This window comes from Nocardia sp. NPDC051750 (genome assembly GCF_044453135.1).
Classification (GTDB): Bacteria; Actinomycetota; Actinomycetes; order Mycobacteriales; family Mycobacteriaceae; genus Nocardia.
Map to the genome: position 1 here is coordinate 472,346 of NZ_JBITCK010000001.1, position 14,695 is coordinate 487,040.

The following is a 14,695-nucleotide window of genomic DNA, read 5'->3' on the forward strand; positions in this document are numbered from 1 at the left end:
GGGCAGGGCCGGCGCGCTCCCTAGATCCAGCCCAGGCGTTCCGCGGCGCGGACCGCCTCCGCGCGGGTTCCGGTCGACGTCTTACCGATCGCCGCGGAGAGATGGTTGCGCACCGTGCCTTCGGACAGGTGCAGGCGCTGCGCGATCACCGCGGCCTTCGCCCCATCCGCCGCCGCGACGAGGACTTCGCGTTCCCGGACGGTCAGCGGTGACGTACCCGCAGTCAGGGTCTCGGTGGCCAAGGCCGGATCCACGACCCGCAGACCCATATGCACGCGCCGCACCGCATCCGCGAGTTCACGGGCGGGCGTGTCCTTGACCACGAACCCACCGGCGCCCGCGTCGATCGCCCGGCGCAGATAGCCGGGCCGGCCGAAGGTTGTCACGATGAGCACTCGCACCTCGGGGTATCTCGCGCGCAGTACACCGGCGACCTCGACACCGTCCAGCCCCGGCATTTCGACATCGAGCAGCACCACATCGGGTTTCGTGCGGGTGACGGCGTCCAGGACCTCGTCGCCCCGGCCCACTTCGGCGACGACCTCGAGATCGGATTCCAACCCGAGCAGGGCGGCGAGCGCACCGCGGACCAATGCCTGGTCATCGGCGAGCAGCAGCCGGATCATGCCCGGCCCTTTCGTGGCGCGAACACGCTGATCCGGCGCCCAGTGCATCCCGGCTCAGCCGGGAACGGTGACGGCAACACGTACTCCTCCTCCTGCCGGTTCCGACAGCGTCAACGTGCCACCGGCAGCCCTGGTCCGCTCACGCAGCCCGGCCAGCCCGGAGCCGGCCGCGGCGGCACGGAGCCCGCGGCCGTCGTCGGTCACCTCGATCCTCGTCGGCGTCACGGTGACCGCGCACCGCCGGGCGGCGCTGTGGCGCACCACATTCGTGACCGCCTCGCGCAGTACCCAGCCGAACAGTTCGTGGTTTCCGGCGGGCAGCCGGGCCGGGTCTGGCAGGTCGGCCGCGATATCGGCGGCCGTCAGGGCGCTGCGCGCATTGGCGAGCTCCCCGCGCAACGTCACCTCGCGGAGACCGCCGACGGTATCGCGAACCCCGGTCAGCGCCTCCCTGGCGAGCCGTTCGACATCGGCCAGTTCGGCCTTGGCGCGGTCGGCATCCAGATCCATAAGTCGTTGCGCTAGTTCTGTTTTCACGGTGATGACCGTGAGCGAATGACCCAGTATGTCGTGCACGTCCCGGGCGACCCGGTTACGTTCCCCGGCGACGGCCAGTTCGGCCTGCTGGCGGCGGGCCAGCTGCGTCAGCCGGGCGCCTCGCTGCCCGATCTGCCGTACCGCCCAGATGAACACGGGCAGGAATGCCACGTACACCGGCACGCCGGCCAGCCGCGGAACAGCCAGTGCGGGAAGCAATATCGCGAGTACGACCGCCATACAGACCCAGCCGGATGCACGGGCGGGGAGACGGAGGACAGCGACGATGGCGATGTAGAGGACGGCGGGCACCGCGGCGGCGCCGACGACCACCACCAGCACGGCGGCGCAGGGCACCATGGCCGCGAGCACCGGCCACACCCTGCGGTCCGCCGCGGGCGGCGACGCCGGGTCACGCGGGTCGGTGCCGCGCAGTCCGGCCAACGCCACGACGATCAGTACCCCGTACCCGGCCAGCGCCACTGTCGCGGCTACCGCGGACGGCTGGTCGTGTTGCCGCCAGAGCTGCAGGACCGGAGTAGCAAGGTACGCGAGCCAGATCACCGCCAGCAGCGCACCGAACCAGCCGCGGCGACCGCCGGCCCCGAAGATATCCGTGCGGGCCCGCCGATCCAGGAAACCGGACACGCGGGCCGATGGTGGCAATACGGTTCGGAAGCTCATGCTCGACCTCGAAGATCTCGAAGACCTTGAAGGACACCTGCTCTGCCGGAGTGCCGACGGCCCGCGTGGTGGTCGATCACGAGGACCGACCGTACCGAAGACCCGGGTGCCCCGGGCAACGGCACCGCACCGCCACCCGGGATCCGGAAACTCTTGCGCAGATCACGCAATTCGATCGCGGCCGGTTCACTCCCGCCGGTATGACCTGCCGCCGGTCGCGCAACCCGTTGCGTCGCTGTGGTTGTCATGGATCCACTGTCGCCGGTGCGCGCGGCCGGCACCTCCCACGACTGTCATCGACCGGTCATGACGATTGTCATGCCACCGTCGCGGAACGGCGTCGGCCGGCGTCCACCGGTCACGCCTGATCACAGGTCACGGCGGTGCCGGCGAGCCGTGGATCAGTCGGCAGCGAGCAGTGCGGCTTTCAGCTCGCGGGCGGCGGATTCCGGGTCCGCGGCTTCGGTGATCGCGCGCACCACCACCACGCGCTCGGCGCCCGCCGCGATGACCTCGGGCAGCGTCGCGCCGTCGATACCGCCGATGGCGAACCAGGGCCGGGTCGGCGCGGCCTCGGCGGTGGCCCGCACCAACTCCAGGCCCGCCGGTTGCCGCCCAGGTTTGGTGGGGGTCGCCCAGACCGGCCCGGTGCAGAAGTAGTCGAGGTTCTCGTCGGCGGCGGCCAAGCGGGCCTGCTCCCGGTCGTTGGTGGACCGGCCGATCACCACCTCCGGGCCGAGGATGCGCCGGGCGTACCACGGCGGCAGATCCTGCTGGCCCAGGTGCAGCACATCGGCGGCGGCCGCCAGCGCGATATCGGCGCGATCGTTCACCGCCAGCAGCGCGCCGTGCCGGCGGGTTGCCGCCTTCAGTTCGGCCAGCGCCGCAAGTTCGCCCTTGACCTCGAGCGGACCGAACCGCTGCTCCCCGGGCGACCCCTTGTCGCGGAGCTGGATGATATCGACACCACCGGCCAGCGCCGCGTCCGCGAACGCGGCCAGATCGCCCTTGTCGCGGCGGGCGTCGGTGCACAGGTACAGCCGGGCGGTCGCGAGACGATCGCGCGGCGAAAGCTGTCGGCGAGCGGAGGACGGTTGCACAACTGCCACGGTAACCGCGCTAACGTGGAAATGTTGCAGGAGGTGGAACGTAGTGCGAACATCCGCGCGCTCGGCGCGGGCGCTGCCGGCGCGGAACCGCCGCTTGCGGTACCCGCCGGACACGGTGTCATCCCGGTCCCGGCCGCTCGCCGCCGGCCTCACCACCGATCCCGAATACGCCGATCGAATGCCCCGGAGGAGGTGGCCAGGATGACCGCGCCGGAAATCGCCCCCGGTTCGACCGTCGCCGTGGTCGGCGGCGGTGTGATCGGGCTGGCGGTGGCCTGGCGGGCCGCGGAAGCGGGCCGGTCGGTCACCCTCTTCGATCCGGCGGTGGGCAGTGGCGCCTCCTGGGTGGCCGGCGGAATGCTCGCACCACTGTCCGAGGGCTGGCCCGGCGAAGACGAGGTTCTCGCCTTCGGGGCGGCGGCGCTGGCCGCCTGGCCCGGATTCGCGGCCCGGCTCGCGGCCGTCACCGGTGTGGATGTCTTCGTGGCCGGTGAGACGCTGACGATCGCCCAGGACGGCGCGGACGCCGCCGACCTGCGCACCATCGCCGACTGGGTGAACGGGCACGGACACGATCTGCGCCTGGTGGACCGCGCCGGAGTACGGGCGCTGGAACCGGCGCTGGCCCGTACCGTCCGAGCCGGGCTCCTCGCCACCGCCGAACCCGCCGTCGACAACCGCCGGTTGGTCACCGCGCTGCGCAAAGCCGCCGGTGAAGCCGGGGTCACCGTGCGCCCCACCCAGGTACGCGACCTTGCGGAACTCGACCACGACCGGATCGTGCTCGCCGCGGGCGCCGCATCGGCCGCGCTCTGGCCGGGTCTGCCCGTCCGGCCGGTGAAAGGCGAGATCCTGCGCCTGCGGCAGCGTCCGGGTACCCAACCACCGCCCACGCGCGTGGTGCGGGCCCGGGTCCACGGGCGGCCCGTGTACTTCGTGCCCCGCGACGACGGGGTGGTGATCGGCGCGACCCAGTACGAGGCCGGTTTCGATACCGCCGTCACCGTCGCCGGGGTGCGCGACCTGATCGCCGACGCCGAAACCGTGCTGCCCGGGATCGGAGAATACGAGCTGACCGAGGCGAGTGCCGGATCACGACCCGGCACCCCGGATAATCTCCCATTGATCGGCCGGCTGTCCGACCGCGTGATCGCTGCCACCGGGCACGGCCGCAATGGCATGCTGACCAGTGCGCTCACCGCCGACGCGGTACTCGCCGAACTCGGCGGGCAGCCGCTGGCCGAGGTCGCGGCGGCCGATCCGCGCCGGTTCACGGCGTCCACACCCTCAGGAGGAATTCGATGATGCGATACCTCCCGCTCCGGCCTACGCCGACTGCATACACCGATCCCGAGGAGGATTCTCAATGATGCGCTACCTCCGCCTCCGCTCCGGCCTCCGCTGACCACATGCACCGATCCCTAGGAGGATTCTCAATGATGTCTGCGACTCCGATAGGCGTCACGGTGAACGGCGCCGATCACGAGTTCGGCACTCCGCTCAGCGTCCGTGAGCTGCTGGAACGGCTGGAACTGCCGTGCCAGGGCGTGGCGCTGGCGGTCAACGGCGCGGTATTCCCCAAATCGCGCTGGGACGAGCCCGTCGGACGCGGCTGGGAGATCGATGTGCTGACGGCGGTCCAGGGTGGCTGACGAACCGCTGCGGATCGCGGACCGCACCTTCGGCTCCCGGCTGATCATGGGCACCGGCGGGGCGGAGAACCTGACCGTCCTCGAGGAAGCGCTTCTCGCCTCCGGTACGGAGCTCACCACCGTCGCCATGCGCCGGGTCGACTCGGCCGGTGGCACCGGTGTACTCGATCTGCTGAAACGGCTCGATATCGCACCGCTGCCCAATACCGCCGGCTGCCGGACCGCCGCCGAAGCCGTGCTCACGGCCCGGCTGGCGGCCGAAGCGCTGGACACCACCTGGGTCAAACTCGAGGTGATCGCCGACGACCGCACCCTGCTGCCGGACCCCATCGAACTTCTCGATGCGGCCGAACAGCTGGTCGACGCCGGTTTCACGGTGCTGCCCTACACCAACGACGATCCGGCCCTCGCGCGCCGGTTGGAGGATGCGGGCTGCGCGGCGGTGATGCCGCTCGGCGCCCCGATCGGTACCGGCCTCGGGATCGGCAATCCGCACAATATCGAGATGATCGTGAGCCGCGCCGGGGTGCCGGTCATCCTCGATGCCGGTATCGGCACCGCGAGCGATGCCGCGCTGGCCATGGAACTCGGCTGCTCGGCGGTCCTGCTCGCCACCGCGGTCACCCGTGCCCGGCAACCGGCGCTGATGGCCGCTGCCATGGCCGACGCGGTGCGAGCCGGGCATCGCGCACGCGAGGCGGGCCGGATACCCAAGCGTTTTTGGGCTCAGGCGTCGTCACCTGAGTTGTAGTACCTGGGGGATGTCTCATCCTCCAGGATGACCGCGGGTCGCGACCATCGGGCGACGCGAGGGTCCCCGGAATAGGGCATGCTGGTCGGCATGATCGAAGTCCGGGGCTTGACCAAGCATTACGGGCAGACCGTCGCGGTCCAGGACCTGACCTTCACAGTGCAACCCGGTCAGGTCACCGGCTTTCTCGGACCGAACGGCGCCGGTAAATCCACCACTATGCGGATGATCCTGGGCCTGGACCGGCCCACGTCGGGTACCGCGCTGATCGACGGCAGACCCTACGCCGAGTTACGCCACCCACTGCGCGAGGTGGGGGCCCTGCTCGATGCGAAATGGGTCCATCCGAACCGCTCCGCACGCGCCCATCTGGAATGGATGGCCGTCTCCAACGATCTGCCGAAATCGCGGGTCGAGGAGGTGCTGCGGCTGGTGGGCCTGTCGGAGGTCGCCGGGAAATCCGCGGGCGGGTTCTCACTCGGGATGTCGCAGCGGCTGGGCCTGGCGGGAGCGTTGCTGGGTGACCCGAAGGTCCTGCTGTTCGACGAACCGGTCAACGGCCTCGACCCGGAGGGCATCCTGTGGATCCGGCGCTTCATGCAGCGCCTGGCCGCCGAGGGCCGCACCGTCCTGGTGTCCAGCCACCTGCTCTCGGAGATGGCGCAGACCGCCGATCATCTGGTGGTGATCGGCCGGGGCCGGCTCATCTCCGATTCCACCACCTCGGCGTTCATCGAACGCGCGTCGGAGTCCTCGGTGCGGGTGCGCAGCCCGCAGCTCGACGAACTACGCAGCCTGCTCACCTCGCAGGGGATGACGGTCAAACAGAACGACAGCAACGCCGACGGCGCGGCGCTGGTCGTGAACGGCGTGACCAGCGATGCCGTGGGCGCGCTGGCCGGTGAGCACCACATCACCCTCTACGAGCTGGCCCCGCAGCGGGGCTCGCTGGAGGAGGCGTTCATGCGGATGACCGGCGGGGATGTCCAGTACCACGGCGAGATCGGGTCCGCGGCGGACGCCACGGTCGTCGTGGACAAGCCGGCGGAGACCGAGCCGCTGTTCACGGGAGGTACGAAGTAATGGGTGTGCTGGCCGCGGAGCGGATCAAACTCACCTCCACCCGCTCGCCGTGGTGGTGCTCGGTGATCGTGGTGGCGCTGGCCGTCGGTTTCGCCGCGCTGTTCGGTCTCATCGGGCGGATAGCCGCCGACGACCCCCAGGCCTCCGGCGCACCCGCACTCACGGTCGATACCGCGTTCCTCGGTATCACCGGGTTCGGGGTCATGGTCTTGGCCATCATGGCCACCCTGACCGTGACCAGCGAATACCGGTTCGGCATCATCCGGACGACGTTCCAGGCCGTGCCGAACCGGACGCTGGTCATCGGCGCGAAAGCGGTGCTGGTCGGCGTCTACGCGGCAGTCCTGACCACGGTCCTGGCCTTCGCCGCCTATGCCGTCGCCAAGGCGGTGGCGGGGGACGCGGGCACGACGCTGATACTCGAGGGCAACTGGCGAGCGTTGTACGCGGTACCGATCCTCGCTTTCCTCAATGTGGTGCTGGCGATCGCGGTCGGCGTGCTCGTACGGCAATCCGCCGCGGCGATTTCCTTGATCGTTTTGTGGCAATTGATCATCGAACCCCTGGTCGGAGCACTGGGTAAGGTGGGACGTGAGATCAGCGCGTTCTTGCCGTTCCAGAACGCGAGCCGTTTCGCGACGATGGACGAGTCGCTGTCCTCGGCGAACTGGCACTGGGGTGCGTGGGGCAGCCTCGCCTACTTCACCGCCTTCGTCGCAGTCGTCGCCGGCATCGCGTTACTGGTGGTCAATCGGCGCGACGCCTGACTCGAGCCGCCCGAGCCGCTTCCCTCGCCGCTCGGGTAGGGTGCGCGACCTCGTCGGGAGAATTCGCGCATCCCGCGCCCTCGGCGGCCACTGCCCGGTCGCCGGGGTGCACGTACCACCGGTCCGGCGCGCCGCGCGCCGGACCGGTGGCCGTAATCACATCCTGGTCATTTGTCCTGATCATCGATGCGCGACCGGCACCCCGGCCCACGAACGCCGATTATCAGTAACCGGGAGTTCACCTCCGGCCGCACGGCCGTCGCTACCATCGAGATCGGGCAAGGCACCACACGTTTTCCATCGGCGGACCCAACGGCGTGCCGCACTCCTCCGATAGAGAGGTGACAGGTGACGATCCTCAGCACTCCCCCCACGTCCGACCCCCTGAGATACCCTCGGGGCGTGAACGAGAAACCCTCCGGTAGCGCATCGCCGGAGCCGGAGGTCGACAGCAGCACCGAGACCGGCGGCGAGAGCCCGGCGATCGAGCTGACCCCCGTCCCGGAGAACGGCGATCCGGCCACCGTGCGGTCGCCGCAGACCCGGGGGCGGCAGCGCCGCGTTACCGCCGAGGGCCCCGCGACCGCCACCACCGAACGGCCCCGGATCGGCCCGCTCTCCGCGTTCATGAACCGCGCGAACCAGCGTCCGGACGTTATCGAGGTCCTGCGCAAAGCACGCGAACAACTCCCCGGTGACCCGGCCTTCGGCGATCCGCTCTCGGTCACCGGCCCCGGTGGCGCCCGCGCCGTCGCCCGCGCCGCCGACCGGCTCGTCGGAGACAGCCCCAGCGCCGCCCGCGAGATCGGCTTCGGCGCCCTGCAGGTATGGCAGGCGATGCTCGAACGCCTGGGCCGCGGCAAGGGCACCGAAGAAATGACCGTGATGTTCACCGACCTGGTCTCGTTCTCGTCCTGGTCGCTGACCGCCGGCGACGAAGCCACCCTGGACCTGTTGCGCAAGGTCGCCCGCGCGATCGAACCGCCCATCGCCGAACGCGGCGGGCAGGTCGTCAAACGGATGGGCGACGGGGTGATGGCGGTGTTCCCCTCCGCCGACCGCGCGGTAGAAGCCGCGATCGCGGCGCGGCGCAACCTCGCCGACATCGCCGTGGGCAGTTACCGGCCCCGGATGCGTATCGGATTGCACACGGGCTCACCACGCGAAATCGGCGGCGACTGGCTGGGCGTCGACGTGACCATCGCGGCCCGGGTGATGGAAGCGGCGGGCAACGGCCGGATGATGATCTCCGAATCCACCCTCGCCGCCCTGGAACCGGAAACCCTCGCCGAACTCGGGCACACCGCCCGCCCCTACCGGCGCAGCTTCTTCGCCGCCCCGCTCAACGGGGTCCCGGAGGATCTGCGGATCTACCGGGTCAGCTCGGCCTAGCCGGACCGCGGGAGCGGGACTCCAGCCGGGCAAGCTGTCGGAACCGTTTCCGGGTCCCCGGCCGTACGCGAATCAAACGGCGACGGTAGAAGACGGTTCCGGCGCCGGTTCGTCCGCGGGTGGCCGCACATATCCGACCACTTCCGGGTCGTTCAGTGAGTACTTTCTCGTCGTCAACGAGTCGCTCGAGTTTCCTTCGATCGTGTGGACCGTGTTGCCCTCGACACGGTCGACGATCCCGATGTGATCGCCGCCGTCACTCCACTTGAAGACGATCAGGTCGCCCGGTTGCGGGGCCTCACCCTCAGGACGGTTCAAACCCATGGCGTTGGCATCGTTCCAGACCGTCTGAACACGATCTTTGTACGTCCAATCAACGTTGTAGCCCGCCCGCTTCCACATATCGGTAGCGAACGCGGAACACCAGGCACCGCCGATGTCGTAATCCGGCTTACCACCTCGACGATCGAGATAGCGGAGATTGTCCTCACCGAATTCGCCCACACCCCGGTTGAGTTCTTTCCGGGCGAAGGCGACGATATCGTTGGGGGCATCCCCGACGGCAAGGACTTTGGCATCACTTGCCGCCGTCACCGAGTGATAGTTCGACGGCGAAGACCCGCCCGAGGTTCCGGAATTGCCTCCATTACCCGTGTACGGGTTGGAGCGATCGATCTCTTCCGCATGGGTTTCCATACCAGTTTGCGCATCGTCGACCAAGCCGATGACATCGTCGAGGGTGGTCAGGGCACTTCTGATCAGCGCATATTCCGCGTCGATAGGCATGTGCTGCTCGCCCTCTACCGGGCCCGGCGCCTGCGCCAACTCGTCCTGCAGCGCCTCCACCTTCGACATGATGTCCTGGAAGGTCTGGTTCGTGGTGTCGAATGCGCTGACAGTGGAGTTGTTGACCGAATCGTTCCGGCGGCGCATCTCGTCGGTCTCGTCCTCGATCCGGCCGTGGTGTTCGCCGTACCGGTCGGCCATGACCGACTCCCCCTCCGGTGCGTCGAGCCCGCCCGAGCTGAGCAGGCCCTGGGTACGCAACCAGGCCAGTAGATCCGGGTCGTAACTCGTGTCGTTGGTCGCCAGCAACAGGACCTGCCCCTGGATGCACTCTTCGACGGCTTCGATGACGGCGACCGCCCCCGGCCGCGCCGCCGGTGGCGGATCCAGATCGATTTCCAGATCTGCACGGGTCGTCATCCGACCACCCACACCAGGTCGGCCTCGACCCCCATGACCAGCGTGCGTTCGAACCTCATCAGCACCTCGTGAGCGCACTCATCCAGGCCGCCGGCCAACCCGGCAGTCACCCTCACAGATGCATCGAGTATCGGACATTCCCGGCATTGGCGATATTCCAAAACAGAAGTTGCTGCACCACAAGTCGCTGGGACCGGGGCGTCACGGCATGAAAAGGGCTCGGTCGGGGCCGGGGATCCAGCAGTCGGAGGCGGCGTCGGAGTTGTAGCTGTCCCGGAAGTAGGCAATCAGGGCCGCCAGTCCCGGATGCGGGTCGATGCTGTTCCACAGCAGCGCATGGGGATACGCCGGAGTCGGGTCGATGATCCGGACCCGGCGGATATGGGGATGCCAGGGTAGTTCGAAGCCTTCACCGTTGAAGGTCGACAGGGAGTCGGATGCGGCTATGTGTTCCAGCATCGCCTCGATCGGTGCCGGACCGTGCGAGGTGCCGGCGTCGGGGAAGAGCTCCGAACGCGGGGTGCGGTCTACGGTGATACCGCTGAACCGGCTGAGGCAGTCGTAATAATCGGACCACTCCGACGGGACGGCCGCGCCCGGTACCCAAACGGTATGACCGGCCAGCTCGGCGAGGGTCACGGCACTACGGCCGGACAAGGGGTTGTCCTTTCCGACAAGCAGATGTAGCGCGTCGAGATAGGCCGGGACCGCGGCGATATGGCCGGGTAGTGCCCGGAGACCGCCCTGCGCCCGGGCGAACGCGGCATCGGCGCGACCGCCGAGCAAGGCGTCGCGGGAGGTGACATACGCGTTGGACTGCACGAACTCGACTTCGGCCTCAGGGTGGCGGGCCAGATAGAACCGCATGGCCCGCATCTCCGCCAGCCGTTCCCCCAGAATCGCCACGCGCAATGGCCCTCGCCGGGCAGTAGCGGTGGCGACCGCCTCGTCGGCGAGGGCGAGCAGCGCCCGGGCGTGCGCCATGAACCGCCGGGCCGCAGCGGTCGGTACCGCGCCGGTGGGCACGCGGTCGAACAGCGCGATCCCGAGCCGGCTCTCCAGCCGTGCGATCCGCTTGGACACCGCCTGCTGGCTGATGCCGAGCACGTCGGCGGCGGACCCGAATTGCCCGTGGTCGGTGACCGCGACGAAAGCCCGCACAGTCGCGAGGTCCAGATCGGTCACCCTGCCTCCTGATACATCCATCGGTTGTCGAAACCCTCGTGTCGATTGTTCGACCTACCGCACTTCACCTGGTCATATATAGCCGAAATGACCTTATAAGCCGCCCCGGGACGACAACCGGACTGCCCCGGGTGTGGCTCGACGGCACGGGGTTCACCGATGACGAACGCGTCTTTCGTGCATCTGCACAATCACACCGAGTACTCGATGCTCGACGGTATGGCGAAGGTGGATCCGCTGTTCGCCGAGGCCGAACGGCTCGGTATGCCCGCGGTCGGGATGACCGACCACGGCAATATGTACGGGGCGGCGGAGTTCTTCCGGCGGTCCCGGCAATCGCCGGTCAAGCCGATTATCGGTATCGAGGCGTATGTCGCGCCGGAGTCGAGATTCTCCGGTAAGCGCGTGTTGTGGGGTGACCCGTCGCAGAAGTCCGACGATGTCTCCGGGTCCGGCGCCTACCTGCACATGACGATTTTCGCCCGCACTGCCGCCGGGCTGCGCAACCTGTTCCGATTGTCGTCGCGGGCGTCGTTCGAGGGTCAGCTGGGGAAGTGGCCGCGGATGGACGCGGAACTGATCGCCGAACACGCCGAGGGCCTCCTCGCCACCACCGGCTGCCCGTCGGGTGAGGTCCAGACCCGTTTGCGGCTGGGGCAATTCGACGCGGCCTACGAAGCGGCGGGGCGGTGGCGCGATATCTTCGGCCCGGAGAACTTCCTGCTCGAGGTGATGGACCACGGGCTCACGATCGAGCGGCGGGTCCGCGAGGATCTGCTGGCGGTCGGGGCGAAGACCGGCCTGACTCCGCTGGCCACCAACGACTGTCACTACGTTCTGCGGCAGCAGTCCGCGGCCCACGAGGCCATGCTGTGCGTCCAGACCGGCAAAACGTTGTCGGACCCCACGCGGTTCCGGTTCGGCGGCGACGGCTACTACCTGAAATCCCCGGCCGAGATGCGGGCGCTGTGGGACAGCGAGGTTCCCGGCGCCTGCGACGCCACGCTCGCCGTGGCCGACCGGATCGAACCGTACGACGACGTCTGGGAATTCCGCGATCGGATGCCGGTGTTCCCGGTGCCCGAAGGGCATTCCGAGGACAGCTGGCTACGCCAGGAGGTCGCGGCCGGACTGCGCTGGCGTTTTCCGGACGCGGTGCCGGACAACTACCGCGACCGCGCCGAATTCGAGCTGGACATCATCCGCGACAAGGGTTTTCCCGCCTACTTCCTGGTCGTCGGTGACCTGATCGCCTATGCACGGCGAGTCGGGATCCGGGTCGGGCCCGGCCGCGGTTCGGCGGCCGGATCGCTGGTGGCGTACGCGCTGGCCATCACCAATATCGACCCCATCGAGCACGGGCTGCTGTTCGAACGTTTCCTGAACCCGGAACGGCCGTCGGCGCCGGATATCGATATCGATTTCGACGATCGCCGCCGTGGCGAGATGATCCGCTACGCCACCGAGCGCTGGGGCGCGGACAAGGTCGCCCAGGTCATCACCTTCGGTACCATCAAGACCAAGGCCGCCATCAAGGACGCCGCGCGGGTGCAGTTCGGCCAGCCCGGATTCGCGATTGCCGATCGGATCACCAAGGCGCTGCCGCCCGCAGTGGCCGCGAAGGACATCTCCGTCGCGGGCATCACCGATCCCGGCCACGACCGCTACAGCGAGGCCGCGGAAGTGCGGGCGCTCCTCGACGCCGACCCGGACGTCCGCCGGATCTACGACACCGCCGTGGGCCTGGAGGGCATGGTCCGCGGTGCCGGTGTGCACGCCTGCGCGGTGATCCTGTCCAGCGAACCACTGGTCGACGTGGTCCCGCTGTGGAAACGGCCGCAGGACGGGGCCGTCATCACCGGGTGGGACTATCCGTCGTGCGAGGCCATCGGCCTGCTCAAAATGGACTTCCTCGGTCTGCGCACCCTCACCGTGATCGGCGACTGCCTCGACAATATTCGCGCGAACCGGGGAATCGATATCGACCTCGACACCCTGGCCCTGGCCGACCGGGCGACCTACGCCATGCTCGCCCGGGGCGACAACCTGGGTGTTTTCCAGATGGATTCGGCCGGTATGCGCGAACTGCTGCTGCGGATGGCACCGACCGAGTTCAACGATCTGGTGGCCTCCAACGCGCTGTACCGGCCCGGGCCGATGGGCGTCGGCGCGCACTGGGCCTACGCCGACCGCAAGAACGGCCGGGAGGCGGTGACGCCGATCCACCCCGAACTCGACGAACCGCTGCGCGAAATCCTCGCCGAAACGTACGCGCTGATCGTCTATCAGGAACAGATCATGCAGATCGCACAGCAGGTCGCCGGCTACTCGCTGGGCCAGGCCGATCTGCTGCGCCGGGCCATGGGCAAGAAGAAACCGGAAGTGCTGGCCCAGGAATTCGAGAACTTCCGCGACGGGATGCGCGGTAACGGCTACAGCGACGAAGCGGTGACGGCACTGTGGGAGGCAGTACTCCCGTTCGCGGGATACGCCTACAACAAATCCCATGCCGCCGGTTACAGCCTGGTGATGTACTGGACCGCCTATCTGAAGGCGAACCATCCCGCGGAATTCATGGCCGCGCTGCTCACCTCGGTCGGCGACGACAAGGACAAATCCGCGACCTACCTCGCCGACTGCCGCAAACGCGGTATCCGCGTGCTCCCGCCGGACGTGAACCAGTCCGCCGCCACATTCACCAGTGTCGGCGCCGATATCCGGTTCGGTCTGGGCGCCGTGCGCAATGTCGGTGAACCGGTGGTGCAGGCCGTGGCCCGGGCGCGCGCGGCAGCCGGGGAATTCACCAGCTTCTCGGACTACCTGGCCAAGGTCGACAGCACCGGTTGCGCCAAGAAGGTCGTCGAATCACTGGTCAAAGCAGGGGCGTTCGATTCGCTGGGGCATCCCCGGAAAGGCCTGTACACGATCCACAGCGACGCGGTCGATGCCGTGATGAGTACCAAAAAGGCGGCCGCGCGCGGCCAATTCGACCTTTTCGCCGACGCCGGGGCGGACCCGGACCTCGGCGCCTCGGTTTTCGATATTCCGGTGCCCGAACAGGAATGGGCGACCCGGGAGCGGTTGAGCTTCGAACGAGAAATGCTCGGGCTCTATGTTTCCGGCCATCCACTGGACGAGATCGCTACCGCGCTGAGCAGGGTCGGTGACACGCCGATCAGCGCACTGCGCGACGGTCTGGTCCCGCACGGCCGCAAGGTCGCGGTGGCAGGCATCATCGCCACCGTCGACCGGCGCGTCACCAAGAAGGGTGAGCCCTGGGCGATCGCACGTGTCGAGGATCTGGAGGCCGGCGTCGAGATCTTGTTCTTTCCGGCCGCCTACGCCGGCGCCGCCGCTCTCCTCGCCGAGGACGCCGTCGTGGTCGTCACCGCGCAGGTCAGTATCCGTGACGGCAGGCAGTCTCTGCTCGGCGATCAGGTGCGAGACCCTGATCTGACCGCTGCCGGGCCGGGCCGGCCGCTGGCTCTCACCCTCGCCACCACCGCCTGTACACCGCATTCGGTGCGCGCGCTGCGGGAAACCCTGCAGCGTCATCCCGGAGCCACCGAAGTCCGGATCAACTTGATAGGCGCCCGGGGACCCCGGCTGCTCGCCCTGGACCCACGTTTCCGGGTCACCACCTCGCCGGCCCTGATGGGCGAGCTGAAAGCACTGTTCGGGCCGGCCTGCCTGCGCTGAGTCC

General features: G+C 68.5%; 12 protein-coding genes. 7 read left to right on the top strand and 5 right to left on the bottom strand.

The window, feature by feature from the left end; all coding sequences use genetic code 11:
- Nucleotides 1–20: 20 nt before the first annotated feature.
- The 3 genes from ACIA75_RS02005 to thiE all read right to left on the bottom strand — a co-directional run bounded on the left by ACIA75_RS02005 (nucleotide 21) and on the right by thiE (nucleotide 2,947).
- Nucleotides 21–626 (bottom strand): response regulator, encoded by a 606-nt coding sequence (locus tag ACIA75_RS02005; RefSeq protein WP_397098911.1) that lies wholly within the window; start codon nucleotides 624–626, stop codon nucleotides 21–23.
- A 54-nt stretch (nucleotides 627–680) separates the two neighbouring features.
- Nucleotides 681–1,847, bottom strand: coding sequence for a sensor histidine kinase (locus ACIA75_RS02010; RefSeq protein ID WP_397098914.1), 1,167 nt, complete (start codon nucleotides 1,845–1,847; stop codon nucleotides 681–683).
- Between the two features lie 401 nt (nucleotides 1,848–2,248).
- Nucleotides 2,249–2,947 (bottom strand): thiamine phosphate synthase, encoded by a 699-nt coding sequence (thiE, locus tag ACIA75_RS02015; protein ID WP_397100841.1) that lies wholly within the window; start codon nucleotides 2,945–2,947, stop codon nucleotides 2,249–2,251.
- 210 nt (nucleotides 2,948–3,157) lie between these two features.
- Between thiE and thiO the strand changes: the two genes are divergently transcribed.
- The 6 genes from thiO (at nucleotide 3,158) to ACIA75_RS02045 (ending at nucleotide 8,601) form a co-directional block, all read left to right on the top strand.
- Nucleotides 3,158–4,261: a glycine oxidase ThiO gene (gene thiO / locus ACIA75_RS02020; RefSeq protein WP_397098916.1), complete on the top strand. Its 1,104-nt coding sequence runs from the start codon at nucleotides 3,158–3,160 to the stop codon at nucleotides 4,259–4,261.
- 131 nt (nucleotides 4,262–4,392) lie between these two features.
- A complete protein-coding gene (gene thiS / locus ACIA75_RS02025) occupies nucleotides 4,393–4,608 on the top strand; it encodes a sulfur carrier protein ThiS (protein ID WP_397098918.1) in 216 nt (71 codons plus the stop codon).
- The gene (locus ACIA75_RS02030; RefSeq protein WP_397098921.1) at nucleotides 4,601–5,359 is read left to right on the top strand and encodes a thiazole synthase; all 759 of its coding nucleotides are present in this window, start codon (nucleotides 4,601–4,603) and stop codon (nucleotides 5,357–5,359) included. The genes thiS and ACIA75_RS02030 overlap by 8 nt, the downstream gene beginning before the upstream one ends.
- Before the next feature lie 90 nt (nucleotides 5,360–5,449).
- The gene (locus ACIA75_RS02035) at nucleotides 5,450–6,442 is read left to right on the top strand and encodes an ABC transporter ATP-binding protein (RefSeq protein WP_397098923.1); all 993 of its coding nucleotides are present in this window, start codon (nucleotides 5,450–5,452) and stop codon (nucleotides 6,440–6,442) included.
- Nucleotides 6,442–7,209 (top strand): ABC transporter permease, encoded by a 768-nt coding sequence (locus ACIA75_RS02040; protein ID WP_397098925.1) that lies wholly within the window; start codon nucleotides 6,442–6,444, stop codon nucleotides 7,207–7,209. Before ACIA75_RS02035 ends, ACIA75_RS02040 begins: the two co-directional genes overlap by 1 nt.
- 627 nt (nucleotides 7,210–7,836) lie before the next feature.
- Nucleotides 7,837–8,601 carry an adenylate/guanylate cyclase domain-containing protein gene (locus ACIA75_RS02045; protein WP_397100843.1) on the top strand — a complete coding sequence of 255 codons (765 nt, stop codon included), beginning with the start codon at nucleotides 7,837–7,839 and terminating at the stop codon, nucleotides 8,599–8,601.
- 72 nt (nucleotides 8,602–8,673) lie between these two features.
- Here the strand turns inward: ACIA75_RS02045 and ACIA75_RS02050 are convergent, their stop codons facing one another.
- Both ACIA75_RS02050 and ACIA75_RS02055 read right to left on the bottom strand, forming a co-directional pair.
- Complete coding sequence (locus tag ACIA75_RS02050) at nucleotides 8,674–9,807, bottom strand: CHAP domain-containing protein (protein WP_397098927.1); 1,134 nt, start codon at nucleotides 9,805–9,807, stop codon at nucleotides 8,674–8,676.
- 201 nt (nucleotides 9,808–10,008) lie between these two features.
- Nucleotides 10,009–10,992 (bottom strand): LysR family transcriptional regulator, encoded by a 984-nt coding sequence (locus ACIA75_RS02055; protein WP_397098929.1) that lies wholly within the window; start codon nucleotides 10,990–10,992, stop codon nucleotides 10,009–10,011.
- Between the two features lie 159 nt (nucleotides 10,993–11,151).
- On the opposite strand from ACIA75_RS02055, the gene dnaE reads away from it, so the two are divergent.
- Nucleotides 11,152–14,691, top strand: coding sequence for a DNA polymerase III subunit alpha (dnaE, locus tag ACIA75_RS02060; protein ID WP_397098931.1), 3,540 nt, complete (start codon nucleotides 11,152–11,154; stop codon nucleotides 14,689–14,691).
- Nucleotides 14,692–14,695 lie beyond the last annotated feature (4 nt).